This is a genomic window from Pseudoalteromonas sp. T1lg122 (assembly GCF_002964825.1).
Lineage (GTDB): Bacteria > Pseudomonadota > Gammaproteobacteria > Enterobacterales > Alteromonadaceae > Pseudoalteromonas > Pseudoalteromonas gelatinilytica.
Genome location: NZ_PQCG01000003.1, coordinates 38,551 through 61,066, shown reverse-complemented (window position 1 = coordinate 61,066; position 22,516 = coordinate 38,551). Strand labels below are relative to the sequence as shown.

Genomic DNA, 22,516 nt, shown 5'->3' with positions numbered 1-22,516 from the left:
CTGCCCGCCGTGTCAGTGGATGCGCATTATAGGGATGCGAAGAATTAACGCAAGCACTTTTTGAAGGTTTTTTTGATTATTTTCAAATTAGTACAATAACCATACAAATAAAGGGCTACAGAGGGATTTTAGCTTAAAAAGCAGTCATTTTTTGAGGATGAAATGGTGTAGAAAAAGCGACATGCTTTAAATTAGCTATGTCGCTTTTTAACTTTATGGGTGGGATTAGTTAGTAGAAATTTCCCAAACAGCGATTGAACCCGAAATTTCATTGCCAACAACGAGCAATGCTTCATTCGTTGCACTTTGCTCTGCAGGTATGAATGCCATACCTTCAGGAGCAAGATCACCTGTTATATCTGCATCGGCTTCTAAACCACGATTAAAAAAGTAGTCTTGGAATGTCACGTTGTATGGATTAGTGATATCAAACACCATGATGCCGCCCATACGCTCTAGACCAATAAATGCAAATGTACGCTCACCAATTGTACCCAGTGCTAATGCTTCTGGCTCTGCACCTTTGTCATCAGAGCGACTATCACCGGCATTTTCATCTTCGTTATTGTTAAATGCTGCTCCGTGGACTGAAGCGGTAATACGTGAGATTTGATCGCCTGAATCAAAAACCACCATGCCGTTACTATCCCAGATAGTAAAAGAGCGAGCGCCGTATGCATAGAGTGACTCGTATTCACCATCATTATCTTCATCACCTTTAACAGTGGTCACTTTTAAACGGCCAATATCATTATTGTCATTGTTAAGGTAATCAAAATTACTTGCTAGAGTTAAGTCTTTCGCTCTGGTCTCATCTATATATGATAAACAGCCGTCATCTTTATCGTAATCTAAACCACCTTTTGCTAAACAATCAGCCTCGTCGGTTGTGTTAAAGAAATATTCTTGTGCATCACCTTCATTGGCAGTAACAATGAAGTTTGCACCTTTCCAGGTAAAGCTTGAAATCGTATCAGGTTGATACATGCCATAGAGGCCTGGGTATGATTTAAAATTAACGCCACCGTCTTTATCTGATGCGTCAATCAATAAATTAGACCAATCTTTAAAACCTAACCCTTTAAGCTCTAGGCTATTGTCTTCAAGATTAACGATAGCAAGGGCGTTATTTTCTTGCAGTGTAACGTAGGCAAACTTATCGTCTTTAGAAACACTGATGTATTCAGGCTCTAAGTCCATAGCAACGGTTGTATTTATTAGCTTGCCGTTGATTGTACGGCCAGTCGGATTCGCAAACACAATTCCTAACTCTTCAAGTTCTGCTTGTTTATCGTTATAAGCAGTAAACGTTAAGCTAATAGCAGTATCTGCAATTACACCATTTGTGATGTTAATGATGCTAATTGAACCCTCAGGGTCAACACTGTAATCACCATTAGGTTCGCCTTCATTTGCAACCAATACTTTATTGCCGTCATGGCTAAACGTCACCATGTCGGGTAGGGCACCAACAGATACATTCTTAATAAATTGAGGCTGATCGCCACTAATATCATAAAATGCAATTAAACCTGCATCACCGGTGTTATCTGCAGCCATTGCTACCGCAAGAAGTTCATTATTAGCATCAATAGCGATGCTGTTTGCGTCGCCAGCACTGTTTTCATTCAGTGCAAGGGTGATCTCTGGTACTAAGTTAGTGCCGTTTATAACACCTTCGTTATCTTTTACTAAAGCTGTACGGTCAAAACTATCTGCTTTAATAATATTAACGACCGCAGAATCACCTGAACTATTGATAGCAAAAATTCTTTTTTTAGATGCTTGATAAGCGACAATCTCTGCAGCACCTTCAGGGCTTTCTGCGTTCAGCACTGCGCGGCCAATAAGATTAATACTTAATGCAGCGTTTGCATCTGTACCGTTTGCTCCGTCAGTACCATTGGTTCCATCAGAACCATTAGTCCCGTCTAGCCCTGCAGGACCTTGTTCACCTTGTAAGCCGTCTTTGCCGTCGTCACCGTCTAATGAACAACCAGTAAGAATGGTTAAAAGTGATAGCGCAATAATTGATCTTTTTAACATTATTATTTTTCCTTCGTATTGTATTAACGCAATTACAACACGCAGGCATTACAACTATATGGCACTTTTATGAGAACAAACTGCAGCCACAAAAAAAGCGAGTATAAACTCGCTTTTTATTTATAAATTAGTAGGGTAGCTCACTACTTTTTAGTTGGGCGCTTCCAACCGGTTAGGTTACGCTGTTTACCACGAGCGACTGCAAGCTGTTCGTCTTCAACTGTATTAGTAATAACCGAACCTGCGCCAACTGTTGCCATTGCACCAATATTCACTGGGGCTACCAGTGATGAGTTAGAACCGATAAAGGCATTATCACCGATAATGGTTTTTGATTTATTTACGCCATCATAGTTACAAGTAATAGTACCAGCGCCAATATTAACTTTTTCGCCAACTTCAGTGTCACCTAAATAAGTAAGATGATTCGCTTTAGATCCTTTACCTAAGCGAGTCTTTTTCATTTCGACGAAGTTGCCAATGTGTGAGTCTTCTTCCATTATCGCGCCAGGACGAAGGCGAGCATATGGGCCTAAAGTACATTTAGCAGCAACACTGGCTTCTTCAACTAATGAGTTCGCTTTAATAATAACGTTATCGCCGATAGTACAATCTTTAAGTACGCAGTTAGGGCCAATTTGAACATTATTGCCGATTGTTACTTTGCCTTCGAAGATAACATTAACGTCGATCAGTACATCTTCGCCAGTCGTTACTTCACCACGTACATCAATACGAGCAGGATCAGCAAGTGTTGCGCCGTTTAGCATTAGCTCTTCTGCTTGCCATGCTTGGTATGCACGTTCAAGCGCTGAAAGTTGTACGCGATTATTAGCACCTTCAACTTCCATTGGATGCTCAGGCTGAGCAGAGGTAATTTCAACTCCTTCACTATGTGCCATTGCAACGATATCTGTTAGGTAGTATTCGCCTTGTGCGTTGTTGTTAGATAAGTTACCTAACCAACGTTTTAGTAATTCACCATTCGCAGCCATGATGCCGGTATTAATTTCTTTAATTGCAAGTTGCTCAGCAGAGGCATCTTTTTGTTCAATGATACCGACAAGCTTGCCATTTTCACGAAGCATACGGCCATAACCTGATGGGTCATCTAAGGTAACCGTTAATACTGCTAGGCCTTTTTTAGGTGTCACAGCAAGTAACTTTTCTAAAGTGGCACGTTTCGTTAGTGGCACATCACCATAGAGAATTAATACGGTGTCATCATCGGCAATGTGCTCTTTAGCAACAGCAACTGCATGACCGGTACCGAGTTGTTCTTCTTGTAATACCCAGTTTACTTGGTTGTGCGATAGGGCTGTTTGTAACTGTTCACGGCCATGGCCATAAACCAGGTTTGTTTCACGAGCGCCGAGAGCGGTAGCATTATCAATAACGTGCTGCACCATAGGTTTACCAGCAACTTTGTGTAATACCTTAGGGAGTGCAGAGCGCATACGGGTGCCTTTACCCGCAGCAAGAATAACGGTAGTCAGAGACATTAAAACAATATCCTTCTTTCTTTGTTTTAGTTGAGCGAAATGAATTAAGCGATAAACATGTAAAGTTGCGCAAGTCACGTCATGTGCAAATACTCAAACCTAGTTAATAGGAAAGAACTTCAGATGAAAGCTCAGTTCAGTTTCAATACACACATTGTAGCGGGGAATAGTGCAGGATATAAGTACAATAATCAGAATAGGGTGTTATGCAGTGAATTTCGGGCACAAAAAAGCCCACGTTAAGTGGGCTTTTTGAAAACCGAGTAGGCTTACTTTTTACGTAATTGTTGGATTACGCGAAGTTGAGCGATTGCTTCAGCAAGCTGCACAGCAGCTTGTTGATAATCTAACTCAGCAACTGACGTGTTCGACATTTGCTCTTCAGCATCACGTTTAGCTTTTTCAGCTGCTTGTTCATCTAGATCTTCACCACGAACTGCAGTGTCTGCAAGAATCGTAATGCGATTAGGTTGAACTTCTAGCGTACCGCCAGCAACATACATCACGTCTTCGTGACCAAATTGCTTAACTAAACGTACCATACCAGGTTTTAGGGCAGTTAATAATGGAGCGTGACCATAGTTAACACCTAGGTCACCTTCAGTACCACTTACTTGAATAGATTCTACCAGACCAGAGAATAAACTCTCTTCTGCGCTTACTACGTCAAGATGTACAGTCATAGCCGCCATACTACCCTCCTAATTACATGCTTTTGGCTTTTTCTTGAGCTTCTTCAATAGAGCCAACCATGTAGAACGCTTGCTCTGGCATATCATCAAACTCACCGTTTAAGATACCTTTGAAGCCAGCAATTGTGTCTTTAAGTGACACGTATTTACCCGGTGAACCTGTGAATACTTCAGCAACGAAGAACGGCTGAGATAGGAAACGCTGGATTTTACGTGCACGAGATACAACTTGCTTATCTTCATCAGAAAGCTCGTCCATACCTAGGATTGCGATGATGTCTTTAAGTTCTTTATAACGTTGAAGAACTGTTTGAACGCCACGCGCTGTATCGTAGTGCTCTTGACCGATTACTAATGGATCAAGTTGACGTGAAGATGAATCAAGTGGGTCTACCGCTGGGTAGATACCAAGTGAAGCGATATCACGTGAAAGTACTACTGTTGCATCTAAGTGAGCAAACGTTGTTGCTGGAGATGGGTCAGTTAAGTCATCCGCAGGTACGTATACCGCTTGGATTGAAGTGATTGAACCAGTCTTAGTAGATGCGATACGCTCTTGAAGTACACCCATTTCTTCAGCAAGAGTTGGTTGGTAACCTACTGCTGAAGGCATACGACCTAGAAGTGCTGATACTTCTGTACCCGCTAGAGTATAACGGTAGATGTTATCAACGAAGAAAAGAACGTCACGACCTTCGTCACGGAACTTCTCAGCCATAGTAAGACCTGTTAACGCTACGCGTAAACGGTTACCCGGTGGCTCATTCATCTGACCGTATACTAGAGATACTTTGTCTAGTACGTTTGAGTCGTTCATCTCATGGTAGAAATCGTTACCCTCACGAGTACGCTCACCAACACCTGCGAATACTGAGTAACCGCTGTGCTCGATTGCGATGTTACGGATAAGTTCCATCATGTTTACGGTTTTACCTACACCGGCACCACCGAATAGACCAACTTTACCACCTTTAGCGAATGGACATACAAGGTCGATTACCTTGATACCAGTCTCTAAAAGTTCTACTGAATTTGATTGATCTTCGTAAGAAGGTGCTTCACGGTGAATAGACATACGCTCTTCTTCACCAATTGGACCAGCTTCATCAATAGGGTTACCTAATACGTCCATGATACGACCTAGTGTCTTCGTACCTACTGGAACGTGGATTGGCTGACCTGTACCTTCTACTGCTGTACCACGACGTAAACCGTCAGTAGTACCAAGTGCGATACCACGTACCACACCGCCACCTAGCTGTTGTTGAACTTCTAAAGTTAAACCTGCTAAGTCGCCATCTGTTACTTTTAGTGCGTCATATACGGCTGGCACGTTGTCTTGTGGAAACTCGATGTCCACAACGGCGCCGATAATTTGGACGACCTTACCTAAACTCATGTCTATTCCTCTCATTAAACTTTGCCGAAGCGTTAAACTGCTGCCGAACCGCCAACAATCTCACTGATTTCTTGTGTGATTGCAGCTTGACGAGCCTTGTTATAAACAAGCTGTAACTCATCCATAAGGTCGCCTGCGTTATCAGTTGCAGCTTTCATTGCAACCATACGGGCAGCCTGTTCAGAGGCAGCGTTCTCAACTACACCTTGGTATACTTGAGACTCAATAAAGCGTACTAACAGAGCTTCTAAAATCGCTTCTGGGTTTGGCTCATATAAGTAATCCCAAGAATGTTGAGATACTTCTTCTTCAGCTTTTGGCAAAGGGAGTAACTGATCGATTGTTGGTTCTTGCTTCATAGTATTAACGAATTTGTTAAATACTACGTATAAGCGGTCAATTTTGCCTTCAGAATATGCATCAAGCATAATTTTTACAGGACCGATAACGTCTTGTACTGAAGGTGTATCTCCCAAGCTCGCTTTTTTAGCGAGTAACTTACCGCCGAAACGTTGGAAAAAGCCAGCTGCTTTGCTACCTAAAGTAGCGAACTCAGCTTCAACGCCTTTTTCTTTCCACGCTTTCACGTCTAGGGCAACTTTTTTGAACTCGTTAGAGTTCAAGCCACCACAAAGACCACGGTCAGTAGAGACAACAATATAACCAACTCGTTTTACTTCACGCTCAACTAAGAACGGGTGAGTAAAATCAAGATTTGCTTGAGCAACACGACCGATTACTTCGCGTAAGTTTTCAGCGTATGGACGGCTTGAAGCCACACGTTCTTGCGCCTTTTTCATTTTAGACGCAGCAACCATTTCCATTGCGCTGGTGATCTTTTGAGTATTCTTGATACTCCCGATCTTGCTTTTAATCTCTTTTCCGCTGGCCATGACTCTCTCTCCGAATCAGGTGGGCTTTAGTTGCCTAAAGCTCACCATTCATAACTAAATTACCAAGTTTGCGTCGACTTGAACTTCTCTAGAAGTTCTTTAAGTTGAGCTTCAATCTCAGCGTTGTAGTTACCAGTTTCATTGATTTGAGCCATTAGCTCTGCGTATGTGCTGTTTGCATAAGAAATTAAGCCAGCTTCAAAGTCACCGATTTTCGCGATTTCGATGTCTTTTAGGTAGCCTTTTTCAGCAGCAAATAGCGACAGAGACATTTCAGCAACAGACATTGGTGCGTACTGTTTCTGCTTCATTAGCTCTGTTACGCGCTCACCATGCTCTAATTGAGCACGTGTTGCATCGTCAAGGTCAGACGCGAACTGCGAGAACGCAGCTAATTCACGGTACTGAGCTAACGCTAGACGGATACCACCACCTAGTTTCTTAACGATTTTAGTTTGCGCTGCACCACCAACACGAGATACCGAGATACCAGCGTTAACAGCTGGACGGATACCTGAGTTGAATAAGTCAGTTTCTAAGAAGATCTGACCGTCGGTGATAGAGATAACGTTTGTCGGTACGAACGCAGAAACGTCGCCGCCTTGAGTTTCAATGATTGGCAATGCCGTCAATGAACCAGTTTTACCTTTCACTTCACCATTAGTGAACTTCTCAACGTAATCAGCGTTTACACGTGATGCACGCTCTAGAAGACGTGAGTGAAGGTAGAATACGTCACCTGGGTATGCTTCACGACCTGGTGGACGCTTAAGTAGTAATGAGATTTGACGGTAAGCAACAGCTTGCTTAGATAAATCATCATATACGATTAGCGCGTCTTCACCACGGTCACGGAAGTATTCACCCATAGTACAACCAGCGAATGGTGCTAGGTACTGAAGTGCCGCAGATTCAGAAGCAGATGCAACAACAACGATTGTGTTTTCAAGTGCACCGTGCTCTTCTAATTTACGTACTACGTTAGCGATTGTAGATGCTTTTTGACCAACTGCAACGTACACACACTTAACGCCTGTACCTTTTTGGTTGATGATTGCATCGATTGCTAATGCAGTTTTACCAGTTTGGCGGTCACCGATAACAAGCTCACGCTGACCACGACCTACTGGGATCATCGCATCGATAGATTTATAACCAGTTTGAACTGGCTCATCTACTGATTGACGTTCGATAACGCCTGGTGCGATTTTTTCTACTGGCTCATAACCATCGTTAGCTAAAGCGCCTTTACCGTCGATAGGAGCACCTAGTGTGTTAACAACACGACCAAGTAGACCACGACCAACAGGAACCTCTAGGATACGACCAGTTGATTGTACTTTTACGCCTTCTTTAAGGTCTGCGTAAGGACCCATTACTACAGCACCTACTGAGTCACGCTCAAGGTTTAGTGCGATAGCGAAACGGTTGCCTGGAAGCTCAATCATCTCACCTTGCATACAGTCAGCAAGACCGTGGATGCGGATGATACCGTCAGTAACAGATACGATAGTACCTTCGTTACGAGCTTCACTTACAACTTCGAACTGCTCAATACGTTGTTTGATCAGATCTGAAATTTCAGTGGAATTAAGTTGCATGCTCTTCTTCCCAATTACGATTGTAGTGTAGTAGCTAGGCGGTTTAATTTACCGCGTACAGTGCCGTCGATTACAGTGTCACCAGCCTTGATTACAAGACCACCAACAATAGTTTCGTCAACACTACAATTCAGCTTAACTTTGCGTGCGAAACGTTTTTCTAATGCCGCTACCAGAGATGCTTGCTGCTCAGCAGTAAGCGTTGTTGCAGAAACTACATCTACGTCGATTAATTTGTCGTAGTCCGCTTTAAATTCAGCGAATAGTTCAGCAACAGCTGGTAGTGCCGTTAAACGTCCATTTTCAGCCATCACTTTTACTAAGTTCTGACCATTTTCGTTGAGTTGCTCTGCACAAACAGAAATAATAATTTCTGATTGCTTTTCAGCAGAGGCACTTCCTGAAAGAAACTGAGCGATTTGCTCGTTCTTTGCCACTTCACCAGCAAAAAACAACATTTCGTTCCAGCTTTCAACAGTACCTTTATCAACGGCAAATTCAAAAGCCGCTTTAGCGTATGGGCGAGCGATTGTAGTCAATTCAGACATGCTCATACCCTCCTATTAAAGCTCAGCGACGAGTTTTTCAACGATGTCACTATGTGCGGCTTCATTGATTTCGCGCTCTAAGATCTTCTCGGCACCGATAACCGCTAATGAAGCAACTTGCTTACGCAATTCTTCTTTAACACGGTTACGCTCAGCTTCGATTTCAGAATGACCTTGAGCAATAATTTTTTCACGCTCTTCGTGACCACGAGTAGTCTCTTCATCAACGATTTGCGTGGCACGCTTTTTAGCTTGCTCGATGATATCAGCAGCTTGTGATTTAGCTTCTTTAAGCTCTTCAGTTGCTTTTTTACGAGCAAGCTCAAGATCTTTTTCAGCTTTATCAGATGCAGCTAAACCATCTTCAATTTTTTTCTGGCGAGCTTCAATAGCACCGTTTAGTGGTGGCCACACGAACTTCATGCAGAACCATACAAAAACAATAAATGCTATTAATTCGCCGAGTAGAGTAAGGTTTAAACTCACAACCACTCCTCCTTAGTCAATTGTTGATCGCGTAAAAGTATTTTCAATATTAAAGTGCGAACAACATGTATAGACCGATACCTACACCGATCATCGCGATAGCATCGATAAGACCCGCTACGATGAACATTTTAACTTGAAGTTGTGGTGCAAGCTCAGGTTGACGAGCCGCTGACTCTAGGAATTTACCACCAAGGTTACCGAAACCGATCGCAGTACCTAAAGCACCAAAACCAATTAGTAAAGCAACAGCGATATATTTAAGGCCGATTACAAGTTCCATTATTGTCTCCAATATAATTTTAAATGATTAAAGTTAAAGTAAAAAAATCTTTATTGAACAAGCGCTACGATTAGTGATCAGTAGATGCCATGCTCAGGTATACAATTGTTAGCATCATAAAGATAAATGCTTGCAATACGATTACGAGAATGTGGAATACAGCCCATACGAAGTGCAGTGGTAATTGGAATAAACCAATTGCGCCGATCAGGATGAAGATAAGCTCACCTGCGTATAAGTTACCAAATAAACGTAGTGCCAATGAAATTGGCTTAGCAAACAAGGTTACTAATTCTAGTAACAAGTTTACTGGAATGAATAAAGCTTGAACTACTGGGTTCTTAGCGCTAAATGGTTGTAATGTAAGTTCTTTTACAAAACCCATTACGCCTTTCACACGAATCGAGTAGAAGATGATTAACGCAAACACACCTAAGCCTAACGCCATTGTTAAGTTAAGGTCAGTGGTTGGTACTACTTTCATGTAAGTGTGTGATTGACCGCTAGAGATTACATCCCAAGACTCACCATTGATCAGCGATGCTGCAATTGGTAAGAAGTCTACTGGAATTAAATCCATTAAGTTCATTAAGAAAACCCATACAAAAATCGTAAGGGCAAGCGGGGCAATTAGTTTGCTTCGACCGTGAAAGGTGTCTTTCACGTTTTGATCAACGAATTCAACGATCATTTCGACAAAGCATTGAAGTTTACCAGGAACACCAATCGTTGCTTTATTCGCAGCACGTTTGAAAATCCATAGGAAAACCAATCCTAAACCGATTGACCATGCAAGGGTATCGACATTAAGTACCATCCACCAATTGTTAGGGTCGTCGGTTAGACGCACCTGACCGTTGGTAAGGTGGTGCTTGATGTAACCCGTAAGAGTTAGCTCTTCACCTGCAGCCATGTTATATCCCAAAAGTTAATGTTTAAAAAAAACCGGTGCAAACAATCCAAAAAACATCACAAGTATAAAGCAGCTGAAAAAAGGTAGATGAACTACCGGAAAAAGCTTAAATACCAGTACAAACAAAACGATTGTAAGCAAAAATTTTAGTCCTTTGCCGCGTTTAAACGAAGCAAACACTTGTTTTACCTTACTTGCACCCATATAACGGAATGCATAGAGGGTAAAAACCAGATTAGGGAGTACTGCGACAACTCCGCCAGCAAGCGCTGACTGACCGGCGTTGGCTCCCCAACCTATAAAAACAATTACTGCAGCAATGAGCGCTACGATACCCTGAAGACAAATTAATCTGAATGCGGCAAGCCTATATGGCTTTGCTAACCTATTAGTCACGTTTTGTTAACCTTTAGAACTATCGTTGTCAGGGTATGAAAACTGGCGAAATTATACTGATTCCTACCAGTTTTGCAACTTGAGTTGAGCCTTTGTAGTGCAAAATCACCACAAATGTCTCTTTTTGGACATGTTATTAATTAATGACGGGAATAGTCTTAATTTATACGGCTTAAAATGCCATCTAACTCATCTAGACTTGTATACGAAATAACCAGCTTGCCTTTACCTTTTTTATTGTAGTTAATTTCGACTTTTGCGCCCAAATTTTCAGCGAGCTTTTGCTCTAACTGTTTGACATCAGGGTCTTTTTCTTGCTGTTCTTTTTTAGGCGCTGGTTCTAAAATAGAACGCACTAACTTTTCGGTTTCACGAACGGTTAAAGCTTTAGCAACTGCGAAACGTGCAGCGTCTGACTGCGCTTCACCTTCAAGTGCTAATAAACAGCGTGCATGGCCCATTTCAATGTCGCCATGCTCTAACAAAATTTTAACATCTTCGTTAAGATTATTCAGACGTAGTAAATTAGTCACAGTGGTACGAGATTTACCTACGGCCTCGGCAACTTGTTGGTGAGTTAATTCAAATTCGTTGAGTAAGCGATTCAGTGCAATCGCTTCTTCCATCGCATTTAGGTCTTCACGTTGAATATTTTCAATTAGCGCGATAGCAACTGCCGCTTCATCAGGCACATCTTTGATAATACACGGCACAGTGTCTAATTTGGCTAATTGAGCAGCACGCCAACGACGTTCACCCGCGATGATTTCATATTTGTCTGCACCAATTTGGCGCACAACAATCGGCTGAATGATACCTTGGGCACGAATTGAGCTCGCTAATTCTTCTAGCGCTTCTTCTGACATGTCTTTACGCGGTTGATATTTACCCGATTGTAAAAACTCAATCGCTAACTTTTGCAGCTCACCTTTACTTTGCTCGGCAACCACATCAGAGACTTGCTCAGTTGCTGCGGTTGCTTGTTGCTGATTATTTGCACTAGGGGCAGGTTTTGATGAACTTAATAAAGCGTCGAGTCCTCGGCCTAAACCGCGTTTTTTAGCAGACATGTTATTTTTTTACCTCGAAGTTAGGCTACTGCTGAAGATGTTTTCTCTTTTCTACGTAACATTTCACCGGCTAGGGCTAAGTATGCTTTAGCACCACTAGATGCACGGTCATAATACATGGCAGGGGCACCAAAACTCGGCGCTTCTGCTAAACGGACATTACGTGGGATAACGGTACGATAAACTTTATCGCCAAAATGTTGTTTTAGTTGTTCAGATACATCATTTGCAAGGCGATTGCGCGGATCATACATGGTGCGCAAAATCCCTTCAATTGTTAACGCTGGATTTACTAACTTAGAAAGTTGCGTAATGGTATCCATTAATGCGGTTAAACCTTCAAGGGCATAATACTCACATTGCATCGGAACTAAAATTGAATCAGCTGCAGCCATCGCATTCACAGTCAGCATGTTTAGTGAAGGCGGGCAGTCGATAAAAATGAAGTCGTATTGGTCTTGAATTTTTTCTAGCGCATTACGTAAACGCACTTCGCGAGCAAACAATTCCATTAGCTTTACTTCAGCGGCAGTCACATCGCCATTAGCAGCAATTAAGTGATACTCACCTGAGGTCTCTTTATTGATCACCTCCTCGATAGGGGTTTCTTCAATCAATAAATCGTAAATAGTCGCAACATCACCGTATTTATCGACACCGCTACCCATGGTCGCGTTTCCTTGCGGATCAAGATCGATTAATAACACTTTACGCTTCGTCGCGGCCATCGATGCCGCGAGATTCACAGCGGTGGTTGTTTTACCAACACCACCTTTTTGGTTTGCTAATGCGATGACTTTTGCCACAGTGCTCTGATCCCTAGTCTTTAGATAGAATGATTAGATGTCTTTGCGCATCTAACTCAGGTACTTCCAAGCTGATTTTTTCGTCAAACTTAATACCTTTAGGTAATGAGTCTAGTTCTTCGCTCGGAAATACGCCTTTTAAAGCGATAAATTTACCTGAATGATCAATCAAGTGCGCACACCAGTCAACCATATCTTGTAAAGAGGCGAATGCACGACTTAATACACCATCTAATTTAACACTTGGTTGATATTCTTCAACTCTAGACTGCACTGGGGTTACATTTTCAAGGCCAAGTGCATGTTTTACTTGCATCAAAAAGCGCACACGTTTACCTAAACTATCTAACAAAATAAATTGCGTGTCAGGTAAAGCAATGGCTAATACGATACCCGGTAAACCAGGACCTGTACCAACATCAATGTAATGTTTGCCTTTAAGGTGAGGTGCAACAACTAAGCTATCCATAATATGCTTAATCATCATTTCTTCAGGTAAACGAACAGAGGTTAAATTATACGCTTTGTTCCACTTGTCTAATAATTCAACATATTGCACAAGCTGTTGTTGCTGTTTTTCTGTTAGCGCAATATCAGTTTGCGCTAACAGTGACGTTAATTGTTGTTGTAACACTGTATTCCTTACCAACTACGCTGTTTTGCGTAGTAAGCCTTGCTTTTTCAGATAGACTAATAATAGCGAAATAGCAGCAGGGGTGATACCTGAAATACGCGACGCTTGGCCAATTGTGTCTGGACGACTATCCGTAAGCTTAGCTACAACTTCATTTGATAAACCAGAAACAGTTGAATAATCAAAGTCTTTTGGTAAAACAGTTTGCTCATGACGCAGTTGTTTATTGATCTCGTCTTGTTGACGGGCAATATAACCTGCGTACTTAGTGTGGATCTCAACTTGCTCAAGTGCAGCTTGATTATCAAACTCTGAACCTAAGCCATCAATTGCCATTAAGTCGTTATAACGAATTTCAGGACGACGGATCAGATCTTCAAGGCTTGCCTCACGCGTCAATGGGGTCTTAAGTAACGCATTTACTTGTTCTACAGCAACATGATCTTTATGGATCCACGTTTCTTTTAAGCGTTGCGTTTCTTTTTCGATGATTTCCATTTTTTCGTTAAATGCAGCCCAACGAGCATCATCAACTAAGCCTAGTTCACGGCCTTTAGCAGTTAAACGGATGTCGGCATTATCTTCACGAAGTAATAAACGGTATTCAGCACGGCTAGTAAACATACGGTACGGTTCTTTAGTACCTAATGTTGCTAGGTCGTCAATGAGTACACCTGTGTATGCTTCATCACGGCGTGGTGTCCAAGATTCTTTACCTTGTACTTGAAGTGCTGCGTTCATACCCGCAATTAGACCTTGCGCGCCCGCTTCTTCGTAACCAGTTGTACCATTGATTTGACCAGCAAAGAATAAACCGTCAATAAATTTGGTTTCTAATGATTGCTTTAAGTCGCGTGGATCAAAGAAGTCATATTCAATCGCATAACCAGGGCGACAAATATGTGCATTTTCAAAACCAGTGATTGATTGCACAATTTCAAGTTGAACATCAAACGGTAAACTTGTTGAGATACCATTTGGATATAATTCGTATGATGTTAAGCCTTCTGGCTCAACAAAGATTTGATGTTTGTCTTTATCAGCAAAACGTACAATCTTATCTTCAATTGAAGGGCAGTAACGTGGACCAATCCCTTCGATAACACCTGAGTACATAGGTGAGCGATGCAGGTTATTGCGGATCACATCATGTGTTTTTTCATTTGTATAAGTGATGTAACACGGGATCTGCTGTGGGTGATCCGATTGTTTACCCATAAACGAGAATACTGGAGTAGGGGTATCACCTGGCTGTTCTTGCATCTTGCTAAAATCAACAGTACGCGCATCAATACGAGGTGGCGTGCCTGTTTTTAAGCGATCAACACGGAACGGTAATTCACGTAAACGCTGTGCTAGAGCAATTGAAGGTGGATCGCCAGCACGACCGCCTTTGTAATTCTCTAAACCAATATGGATCTGGCCGCCTAAGAAAGTACCGACTGTAAGTACAACTGAAGGCGCGCTAAAACGAAGACCCATTTGGGTTACAACACCCATTACACGATCACCTTCAACAATCAGATCATCACATGATTGTTGGAAGATCTTTAAATTCTCTTGATGTTGTAATGTATGTTGGATAGCTGCTTTATACAAAGCACGGTCTGCTTGTGCACGTGTAGCACGTACAGCAGGGCCTTTAGATGAGTTTAAAGTACGAAATTGAATACCGCCTTTATCGATAGCCTGAGCCATAGCACCACCAAGTGCATCGATCTCTTTAACTAAATGGCCTTTACCAATACCGCCAATTGCCGGGTTACAAGACATTTGACCAAGGGTATCCATATTATGAGTTAGCAATAGGGTATTCATGCCCATGCGAGCAGATGCTAATGCAGCTTCAGTACCTGCATGTCCACCACCTACAACAATAACATCAAAACGTTCGTGAAAAATCATTTATGGGATCCTACTTAATCGACCAGCAAAACTTTGTAAAGGGAGCGTATTCTACCTAGAAATTTAGAGAAGATAAATGATTAAACAGTGCTCAAGATCTAAGTGGGTGATCTCTAATAATATAAAGGATCTTTTAAAGAGATCTTTTGTTGTTTTTACTATTAGTACTCAGCAGATCTGTTGATAATGTCTGCTTTGCTATTTAAAACATGATCTTAAAGCAGATCTAAAGGTGTTAATATGATCGGATCTTCCCGCGTACAAGCTTTGATCAAAAGGGCTATTTATTCACAGGGCAATATCGATTGGATCTTATCCAAGGGATAAACTAGCTTAAAATCGCAGTTAGATCAGTGTTTATCCACAATCCGATCTAAATTATCAGTAAATTGTGGGTAACTTTTATAACGACGATCAATGCTGATCGGCTTAATTGAGTCCTACTGACTCGATCCAGCTTGGTAACCAGGCTAAAGCTGTGTCTTCTGGTAATGCTTCATCAAGAATATTGAGCTCTAAGCGTTCTGCGACGCGGCTTGCGCCTTTACTCGCTAATAACTCATCAAGATTACGGCCTGCATAGTTATAGGTGTCGTAGCTAGTGTCACCTAGACCGATCACACTGTACTTTAATCCTTTAAGATCAGATTGTTGGTTAATAGATTCAACAAATGGCAGTAGGTTCTCAGGGTAGTCTCCCGCACCATATGTCGATGTACACATCAACCAAATAGTATCTTGCTGATCAATATCATCAAACACAGGCTGTTCATGAAGCTGCACTTGGATCCCTTGTTGTTCAAGGGCTTCTGCTAGTTGCTCTGCTACGTATTCAGCAGATCCCATTTGGCTGCCAACAATGATATTTACTGATTGCATGTGTTTGATCATGTAATTAAATAAGTGGCCACATGATAACGAAGTTAGGGTGTGAGTAAAGCGTTGAATTACGATCTGAATAAGTTTTTAAGCTCAAAATACAGGCTTTAATTTAATAATAATTTTAAAGTACTGTTTTTAATGGTTTTTTAAATATCATAATAAATTAAACCCTTTGATCAAGCTGTTAATAAATTTGGGGAAAGTTCTGATCAAGCTAAATATTGGAAAGTGTATAACTTTGCTAAGTTGTTGATCTTTAATTGTGTGTAAGCGCTTTTATTTTTAGATCAAGGTAAAGTTCGGGTTATGATCGTTTTGTGGATAGATCGCTTGTTGATAACGATCGGTTTGCAATTTGCGATCAATAAAACAGATCGAAAAAATGCTAAATAAGTGCCTATAAGAGCTGTTTTAAAGAAAATTAACGGTGAAAAATGGCTGTTGATGACAAATAAATTTAAATTTCTGCGTTTTTTTATGATCAAATCAGCCTTTAGATCTAAAAAAGCCCCAAATGTGGATAACATTTTTAGCTAAATTCGATCTTAAAAGCTGTTTTGATCTGATTTTTTAGCTCGCTAAGTTAATTTTCGATCTGAGTTAAACTGGTTTTTATCGTATTACCGACTAGATCATAGAGAGAATTACCCAGTGAGAAGCGTTTTGCGCCACCAGCAAAAGCCGCTTTTGCTGAGTTAAAATTATTCATTGCCATCACATTTAGTGGAATATCTATCGCGTTTGCTAAGCTGGTTATTTGCTCTATGTTAGTGAGACCGGGTACAAACAGACCATCTGCTCCTGCATCTTGATACGCTTTTGCGCGCTTTAATGTTGCTTGAAAAGGGGATTCACTTAGAAAGTAGGTATCGGTTCTGGCGTTTATAAATAAACGACCGAAGCTATTTTCGTTAAGTACTTTCTTTATCTCACTAATAATAGTGCATTGCTGTTCGATAGATCTTAGTGCGTTAGTGTCTTTGTCTGAGTCTTCTATGTTGATACCAATAACCCCTAATCTTGCTAACGCTAAAACGTTTTGGCTAATTTGCTGCGGATCGTTACTGTAGCCTGACTCTATATCGACAGAGAGTGGAATATTTAAGTGTTCGGTTAAGCTTTTAACCAGCGCTAATTGAGTTTTAAAAGAGATGTTCTCACCATCGGCTAAACCTAAACTGGCTGCAATGCCCCAGCTGGTTGTTGCGACGGCTTTAGCACCCGCAGTTTGAATGAATTGGGCAGAACTTAGATCCCACGCATTAGCGAGTACAAAACCTGTTGGCTGGTGGTGTAATTGGTGAAAGAGTTGATATTTGTCCATGATGTCCTCCGTTTAATGACATCGCTAGACTAATTGAAATTGCATTTAATACTGGCTGGTTTCGGCCCTGAACCGATAATTGAATGCTGGATTAAAAACAAAAAAAGAGTCTTGCGACTCTTTTTTATAATATTGATGTCCGGAAACTATTTACCGATACAGAACGAACTAAAGATTTTCCCTAGTAGGTCATCAGAGGTAAATTCACCCGTTATCTCATTTAAGAACTGTTGAGTTAGGCGTAATTCTTCAGCAAGGATCTCGCCAGCAATATGCATCTCTAATTGCTCTTTACCCGTGTTTAAATGATAGGCTGCATGATCTAGTGCATCTAAGTGACGACGACGTGCCATAAAGCCACCTTCAGTAGCTCCTTGGAAACCAATACATGCCTTTAAGTGAGTACGAACTAACTCTATACCTTCTGCATTTTTAGCACTTAAACGGATCACCGGATATTGTTCATGTTCATCCATACCGACATTTTCACCGGAAATATCGGCTTTATTTCGGATCACTGTCACGCCCATACCCTCTGGTAGCTTAGCCATAAACTCAGGCCAAATATCATGAGGGTCGGTGGCTGCTGTGTCTGTGCCGTCTAACATAAATAGTACGCGATCGGCTTGGTTGATTTCTTCCCATGCGCGCTCAATACCAATTTGTTCTACTTTATCTGGGCTTTCACGCAGGCCTGCGGTATCAATAATATGTAGTGGCATGCCGTCAATGTGGATATGTTCACGTAATACGTCACGTGTTGTACCGGCTATTTCGGTAACGATAGCAGCATCACGGCCAGCTAATGCATTGAGTAGGCTTGATTTACCAGCGTTAGGGCGACCCGCAATAACAACACGCATACCTTCACGCATGATGCTACCTTGTTTAGCTTGCTGAGTGACATTATCGAGTTGATCAATAATGGCATCGAGATCTGCTGCTACTTTACCGTCTGATAAGAAGTCGATTTCTTCATCAGGAAAATCAATCGCGGCTTCAACATACATACGTAGATGAATGACTTTCTCCACCAGCGTTTCGATGTGCTTAGAGAATTCACCTTGCAATGATTGAAGGGCGCTTTTGGCTGCTTGTTCACTGGTTGCATTGATTAAATCGGCAATTGCCTCTGCTTGGGTTAAATCAAGCTTGTCATTCATAAATGCGCGCTCAGAGAACTCACCTGGTTTTGCTAAACGTACACCGTCAATTTGGCTAATTTCTTTTAATAGCATATCAAGTACGACAGGGCCGCCATGACCTTGTAGTTCTAGTACGTCTTCGCCGGTAAATGAATTTGGCCCTTGAAAGTAAATAGCAATACCTTGGTCAAGCTGTTCACCGCTCAAGCTTTTAAATGGCACATAGTCTGCGTAACGTGTCTTAGGACAACGGCCAATAATCTGTTCTGCCACTGTTTTAGCTAAGCTGCCAGAGACGCGAATAATACCAACCCCACCACGTCCTGGTGCGGTCGCTTGTGCTGCAATTGTGTCTTGATTAATCATGCGATGAAATATTGCCAATAAAAGAATGAATGCTGGCTCTATTGTAACCTATGGCTTAATTTCATGCGAATAGCTGTTTAGCGAATGAAGTAGTAGTTAGCTGATATTAGTAATACTTTATTTAGCTTTAATTAATAATAAACGACCATTGCAAATGATAATTATATTCATTAACATGTTGCGCATTATTAACCTTGTCCCTTTTTACTATGCGTCTTTCTGCTGTTTTTATTGCTCTTGCTGCGGGTTTTTCAGGTATTGCTCATTCGCAAACTGAAGTTTCTACTGATCAAAATGATTCTAAAGAGATCGAAAAAATTGAAGTTGTTGGCCGTGCGTTTTCTTTATATCGCCCAACAGAGTCAAGTTTTGCTACTCGTACTAATACACCGTTAGAAAAAATACCTCAGTCAATTCAAATTTTACCGCAGGAGCTGATTAATGATCAGGCTGCTCGCCAAATTACCGATCTTTATAGCAATATTGCTGGTGTTAATGCCTTTAGTTATTCAGGCGTGACATTCCGTGGTTTTCGCCAAGATGAGATTTTATACGATGGCGTAAAGGGCGACCCTTTCAATGGCTTTGCTGTTCCGCAATTATTTAATATCGAACAAGTTGCGGTGTTAAAAGGACCTGCTGGTGCTATATACGGTAGTGGTAATCCGGGCGGTATTATTAACTATGTGACTAAGAAGCCTAAATTCACCAGTGAGCACAGTATTGAAGTTGAAGTGGGGAATGATGACTTCTTCAGTGGCGCATTAGAAAGCACAGGAGCATTGAGTGAATCACTTGATAACCATGCTTATCGCGTTGGCATCTACCGTGATACTGAAAAACCATTTCGTGCTAATACTAGCAGCGATAATACCATTGTTGATCTTGGTTATACGTGGCTTATAAACAATGCAACAGAATTAACCACTCAGTATACCTATATAGAACAAGAATTAGGTGGGGCGCGTTTACGTGGTGTCCCGGCTGATGATAACGGCAATTTTTTAACTGATATAAGCTGGAACCATAACGAGGCAACAGACTTTCAAAATGTAGAAGCGCATGTTTATCAGGCGACTTTAAAACATGATTTTAATGATGTTTGGCGCACAGATGTCACAGCACGTTATTTTGATAACAAAGAAGTGCAAAACTACCATGAGCCAAGAGGTCTGGTAGATACTGACGGTGATGGAATTGTTGATTGGAGTCATCGAGAGTTTCGTGATCAAGTCCGTGAGAACGAAGGCTTTAGCTTAACAGCTAATGCAATTGCGGAGTTTGCATTTGCCAACATGCAGCATCAAGTGCTGTTTGGTAGTGATTGGTATGAACATGATTTTGAAAGTGTTTACCGTACAGCTACGCAACAAAGTAAAGGTGGCCCAGTACCAGGACTTGATCTTAACAATCCTGAATATGGTTTAACGTCTGCTGATGACTATGACCTTGATAGTATTACTCCAAGGCTTGGGAAAACAAATAGCACGCGCTTTGGTGCGTACTTACAAGACCAACTTGATATCACCGCTAATTGGAGTGTGACAGCTGGCTTAAGATATGACCGTTTTGAAGATAAAGATCTGTTAAATCAAACCGAGTTTTCTGATAGCGACCTCACTTACCGTATTGGTACCAGCTATAACATTAACAATATGTTCTTCCCTTATGCGTTACATGGCACTGGCTTTGTGCCGCAAAGTGCCAGTAATCAGGAATCAGCAAAGGGCGGCCCATTCTCGCCTGAAACTAGTCGTATCAACGAGTTAGGTTTAAGAACCAAGCTATTAGAAGACACACTTGCTGTTAATATGGCGGCGTATGATATTGTTCGCGAAAACATCCTGCAGCCTAGCTTATTAGGTGATGTTGCCGGTGACGGCGTTGATGATTTAGTTGCTATTGGTGAAGTGCAAAGTAAAGGTTTTGAACTTGAAGTGGTTGGTGACATCACTGAGCGCTGGGTAGTTACTGCAAGCTATGCTTATAATGATACCCGTATTACTAAAGCAAACGACAGTATTACCAATCAAATACCTGATAGTGATAAATTTGCCAACGCACCGCAAAATACTTTAGGCATATGGACACGCTATGAGTTACCTCGCTTATCGTCATCTATTTCTGCTGGTTTAGATTATGTTGATGAACAGCTAAGTTTAGGCGGTCAACGCGTTAAACCTTATACGATTTACAACATGGCGTGGCAAACAACCATTAATAACTGGCAATGGCAGTTATCAGTTAAGAACGTGTTTGATAAAGAATACGCAAGCAGTGGCTTTATCGAGCGAACAGGGCACTTTCCTGGTGAGCCACGTCGTGTCTATTTAAGTGCTAAATACAGTTTTTAATGGTGGCGTGTGAACGCTAAAAGTTGGTTTAACTTACATTCTTGGGCAGGACTCTTTGTTGGAGTCCTGCTTTTTGTTACCTGCGTATCGGGGACACTCGCTACGTTAAGTCATGAACTCGAGTACTTAACAGACGCTAAGTACCGTGCTTTAAGTTCTTCTACCTCTACTAACTACTCAGCTCTCGAAAACACTCTTAATAAGCATTATCCGCAAGCTCAATTACTTTATATCCAACGTCATAAACAAGATTACCTTGCCACTGAGGCGGCCCTTAAAGTCGGTGATTCATTTCGTTTTGTTTATTTAGATGCTGCAACGGGTCGCTTACTCGGTGAAGGAGAATGGGCGCGGATATCGCGGTTTTTACGTAACTGGCATATGAACTTGTCGATGGGCTGGACGGGTAAATTAATCGTCACTAGTTTGAGTGTGTTACTCGTTATTTTATTGGTCTCGAGTTTTTATGTGTATCGGCGCTGGTGGCAAGGCTTTATGAAAAAGCCTGCTGCGCTTTGCCTTGATAAGCGCAGTAGTTGGGCTGATTGGCACAAACTGTTTGGGCTTTGGAGTTTATGGTTTATTACGGTGATGGCCATTACTGGGATTTGGTATTTAGTCGAACATGGGCTGCAAACCGCTAAAGTGCCGCACACAGTTTCTTTACCACAAGCGGTAAGTGACTTTAAAAAACAACGTATTGAAAAGTATCTATCGCCAATTAGTTTAACTGCAGCATATGAGGCAGCTAAGCAGGCGTTTCCGAGCCTTGATATTCGCTATATCCGCTATCCTAATAAAGCGGATCAGCCTATTGAAGTGCGTGGATATAACGATGATATTTTACTGCGCCTTCGTGCTAACCGTGTTTATTTAAAACCAAGCTCGGGTGAGTCACTAGGTATACAAAAAGGAGAAGAGTTACCGATTGTAGCCCGGATCTCAGATACCGCTGATCCATTGCACTTTGGTAACTTTGCAGGAGTCGGAACTAAACTTATTTGGGGATTGTTTGGTACGTTGATGAGCTTTGTTAGTGCTGCTGGCATCTATATGAGTTGGCTTAGAGTTAAACGTAAAACAACGGCTGTAAAGTGGCTTGGAGTATCTGGGGGGATTGCAATCGGTTTGGTGGTTGCTTCGCTACTAATAACGAGTTTGAGCTTTACTGAGCGCAGTGTGCCGAATCGGGTTTATTCTCCCATTCTTGGTTAGCCATGTTCAGACATTAAAAAAGGCGCAGTTAGCGCCTTTTTTGTTGGGTTAAGAGT

General features: G+C 41.6%; 20 protein-coding genes. 2 read left to right on the top strand and 18 right to left on the bottom strand.

What is annotated here, in order from left to right:
• Positions 1 to 225 precede the first annotated feature (225 nt).
• The 18 genes from C2M33_RS04285 to mnmE all read right to left on the bottom strand — a co-directional run bounded on the left by C2M33_RS04285 (position 226) and on the right by mnmE (position 18,891).
• Positions 226 to 2,046, bottom strand: coding sequence for a choice-of-anchor I family protein (locus C2M33_RS04285; protein WP_105173827.1), 1,821 nt, complete (start codon positions 2,044 to 2,046; stop codon positions 226 to 228).
• 143 nt (positions 2,047 to 2,189) lie between these two features.
• Positions 2,190 to 3,548, bottom strand: a complete 1,359-nt coding sequence (glmU, locus tag C2M33_RS04280) for a bifunctional UDP-N-acetylglucosamine diphosphorylase/glucosamine-1-phosphate N-acetyltransferase GlmU (protein WP_063701373.1) — start codon at positions 3,546 to 3,548, stop codon at positions 2,190 to 2,192.
• A gap of 269 nt (positions 3,549 to 3,817) precedes the next feature.
• Positions 3,818 to 4,240, bottom strand: a complete 423-nt coding sequence (locus C2M33_RS04275; RefSeq protein ID WP_063701376.1) for a F0F1 ATP synthase subunit epsilon — start codon at positions 4,238 to 4,240, stop codon at positions 3,818 to 3,820.
• A 13-nt stretch (positions 4,241 to 4,253) separates the two neighbouring features.
• Positions 4,254 to 5,639 carry a F0F1 ATP synthase subunit beta gene (atpD, locus tag C2M33_RS04270; RefSeq protein WP_063701380.1) on the bottom strand — a complete coding sequence of 462 codons (1,386 nt, stop codon included), beginning with the start codon at positions 5,637 to 5,639 and terminating at the stop codon, positions 4,254 to 4,256.
• Positions 5,640 to 5,671: 32 nt separating this feature from the next.
• Complete coding sequence (gene atpG / locus C2M33_RS04265) at positions 5,672 to 6,532, bottom strand: F0F1 ATP synthase subunit gamma (RefSeq protein ID WP_063701383.1); 861 nt, start codon at positions 6,530 to 6,532, stop codon at positions 5,672 to 5,674.
• A gap of 59 nt (positions 6,533 to 6,591) precedes the next feature.
• Positions 6,592 to 8,133 (bottom strand): F0F1 ATP synthase subunit alpha, encoded by a 1,542-nt coding sequence (gene atpA, locus C2M33_RS04260; RefSeq protein ID WP_063701386.1) that lies wholly within the window; start codon positions 8,131 to 8,133, stop codon positions 6,592 to 6,594.
• 14 nt (positions 8,134 to 8,147) lie between these two features.
• Complete coding sequence (gene atpH / locus C2M33_RS04255; protein ID WP_063701389.1) at positions 8,148 to 8,681, bottom strand: F0F1 ATP synthase subunit delta; 534 nt, start codon at positions 8,679 to 8,681, stop codon at positions 8,148 to 8,150.
• Between the two features lie 15 nt (positions 8,682 to 8,696).
• The gene (atpF, locus tag C2M33_RS04250; RefSeq protein ID WP_063701392.1) at positions 8,697 to 9,167 is read right to left on the bottom strand and encodes a F0F1 ATP synthase subunit B; all 471 of its coding nucleotides are present in this window, start codon (positions 9,165 to 9,167) and stop codon (positions 8,697 to 8,699) included.
• 49 nt (positions 9,168 to 9,216) lie between these two features.
• Positions 9,217 to 9,450 (bottom strand): F0F1 ATP synthase subunit C, encoded by a 234-nt coding sequence (atpE, locus tag C2M33_RS04245; RefSeq protein WP_063701395.1) that lies wholly within the window; start codon positions 9,448 to 9,450, stop codon positions 9,217 to 9,219.
• Between the two features lie 70 nt (positions 9,451 to 9,520).
• Positions 9,521 to 10,363 carry a F0F1 ATP synthase subunit A gene (gene atpB / locus C2M33_RS04240; protein WP_063701397.1) on the bottom strand — a complete coding sequence of 281 codons (843 nt, stop codon included), beginning with the start codon at positions 10,361 to 10,363 and terminating at the stop codon, positions 9,521 to 9,523.
• Between the two features lie 15 nt (positions 10,364 to 10,378).
• Entirely contained in the window at positions 10,379 to 10,759 is a 381-nt protein-coding gene (locus C2M33_RS04235) for an ATP synthase subunit I (protein WP_063701399.1), read from the bottom strand.
• A 158-nt stretch (positions 10,760 to 10,917) separates the two neighbouring features.
• Positions 10,918 to 11,829, bottom strand: a complete 912-nt coding sequence (locus C2M33_RS04230) for a ParB/RepB/Spo0J family partition protein (RefSeq protein ID WP_063701401.1) — start codon at positions 11,827 to 11,829, stop codon at positions 10,918 to 10,920.
• Positions 11,830 to 11,849: 20 nt separating this feature from the next.
• Positions 11,850 to 12,635 carry a ParA family protein gene (locus tag C2M33_RS04225; protein WP_063701404.1) on the bottom strand — a complete coding sequence of 262 codons (786 nt, stop codon included), beginning with the start codon at positions 12,633 to 12,635 and terminating at the stop codon, positions 11,850 to 11,852.
• Positions 12,636 to 12,648: 13 nt separating this feature from the next.
• A complete protein-coding gene (gene rsmG, locus C2M33_RS04220; RefSeq protein WP_063701407.1) occupies positions 12,649 to 13,269 on the bottom strand; it encodes a 16S rRNA (guanine(527)-N(7))-methyltransferase RsmG in 621 nt (206 codons plus the stop codon).
• A 15-nt stretch (positions 13,270 to 13,284) separates the two neighbouring features.
• Complete coding sequence (gene mnmG / locus C2M33_RS04215; protein ID WP_105173826.1) at positions 13,285 to 15,174, bottom strand: tRNA uridine-5-carboxymethylaminomethyl(34) synthesis enzyme MnmG; 1,890 nt, start codon at positions 15,172 to 15,174, stop codon at positions 13,285 to 13,287.
• Positions 15,175 to 15,603: 429 nt separating this feature from the next.
• Positions 15,604 to 16,053, bottom strand: a complete 450-nt coding sequence (gene mioC, locus C2M33_RS04210) for an FMN-binding protein MioC (RefSeq protein ID WP_105173828.1) — start codon at positions 16,051 to 16,053, stop codon at positions 15,604 to 15,606.
• A 586-nt stretch (positions 16,054 to 16,639) separates the two neighbouring features.
• Complete coding sequence (locus C2M33_RS04205; protein WP_105173825.1) at positions 16,640 to 17,380, bottom strand: isocitrate lyase/PEP mutase family protein; 741 nt, start codon at positions 17,378 to 17,380, stop codon at positions 16,640 to 16,642.
• Between the two features lie 146 nt (positions 17,381 to 17,526).
• Positions 17,527 to 18,891 carry a tRNA uridine-5-carboxymethylaminomethyl(34) synthesis GTPase MnmE gene (mnmE, locus tag C2M33_RS04200; RefSeq protein ID WP_105173824.1) on the bottom strand — a complete coding sequence of 455 codons (1,365 nt, stop codon included), beginning with the start codon at positions 18,889 to 18,891 and terminating at the stop codon, positions 17,527 to 17,529.
• Between the two features lie 209 nt (positions 18,892 to 19,100).
• Between mnmE and C2M33_RS04195 the strand changes: the two genes are divergently transcribed.
• Both C2M33_RS04195 and C2M33_RS04190 read left to right on the top strand, forming a co-directional pair.
• Positions 19,101 to 21,245, top strand: coding sequence for a TonB-dependent siderophore receptor (locus C2M33_RS04195; RefSeq protein ID WP_105173823.1), 2,145 nt, complete (start codon positions 19,101 to 19,103; stop codon positions 21,243 to 21,245).
• 9 nt (positions 21,246 to 21,254) lie between these two features.
• The gene (locus tag C2M33_RS04190; protein ID WP_105173822.1) at positions 21,255 to 22,460 is read left to right on the top strand and encodes a PepSY-associated TM helix domain-containing protein; all 1,206 of its coding nucleotides are present in this window, start codon (positions 21,255 to 21,257) and stop codon (positions 22,458 to 22,460) included.
• Positions 22,461 to 22,516: the final 56 nt, after the last annotated feature.

Excerpts from the sequence above, each read along its gene's own strand:
- mnmG (WP_105173826.1), bottom strand. The coding sequence starts at position 15,174 with ATGATTTTTCACGAACGTTTTGATGTTATTGTTGTAGGTGGTGGACAT.
- atpD (WP_063701380.1), bottom strand. The coding sequence starts at position 5,639 with ATGAGTTTAGGTAAGGTCGTCCAAATTATCGGCGCCGTTGTGGACATC.
- C2M33_RS04195 (WP_105173823.1), top strand. The coding sequence starts at position 19,101 with ATGCGTCTTTCTGCTGTTTTTATTGCTCTTGCTGCGGGTTTTTCAGGT.
- C2M33_RS04205 (WP_105173825.1), bottom strand. The coding sequence starts at position 17,380 with ATGGACAAATATCAACTCTTTCACCAATTACACCACCAGCCAACAGGT.
- atpH (WP_063701389.1), bottom strand. The coding sequence starts at position 8,681 with ATGTCTGAATTGACTACAATCGCTCGCCCATACGCTAAAGCGGCTTTT.
- C2M33_RS04285 (WP_105173827.1), bottom strand. The coding sequence starts at position 2,046 with ATGTTAAAAAGATCAATTATTGCGCTATCACTTTTAACCATTCTTACT.
- C2M33_RS04275 (WP_063701376.1), bottom strand. The coding sequence starts at position 4,240 with ATGGCGGCTATGACTGTACATCTTGACGTAGTAAGCGCAGAAGAGAGT.
- atpG (WP_063701383.1), bottom strand. The coding sequence starts at position 6,532 with ATGGCCAGCGGAAAAGAGATTAAAAGCAAGATCGGGAGTATCAAGAAT.
- atpE (WP_063701395.1), bottom strand. The coding sequence starts at position 9,450 with ATGGAACTTGTAATCGGCCTTAAATATATCGCTGTTGCTTTACTAATT.
- atpB (WP_063701397.1), bottom strand. The coding sequence starts at position 10,363 with ATGGCTGCAGGTGAAGAGCTAACTCTTACGGGTTACATCAAGCACCAC.
- atpA (WP_063701386.1), bottom strand. The coding sequence starts at position 8,133 with ATGCAACTTAATTCCACTGAAATTTCAGATCTGATCAAACAACGTATT.
- C2M33_RS04230 (WP_063701401.1), bottom strand. The coding sequence starts at position 11,829 with ATGTCTGCTAAAAAACGCGGTTTAGGCCGAGGACTCGACGCTTTATTA.
- mioC (WP_105173828.1), bottom strand. The coding sequence starts at position 16,053 with ATGCAATCAGTAAATATCATTGTTGGCAGCCAAATGGGATCTGCTGAA.
- mnmE (WP_105173824.1), bottom strand. The coding sequence starts at position 18,891 with ATGATTAATCAAGACACAATTGCAGCACAAGCGACCGCACCAGGACGT.
- glmU (WP_063701373.1), bottom strand. The coding sequence starts at position 3,548 with ATGTCTCTGACTACCGTTATTCTTGCTGCGGGTAAAGGCACCCGTATG.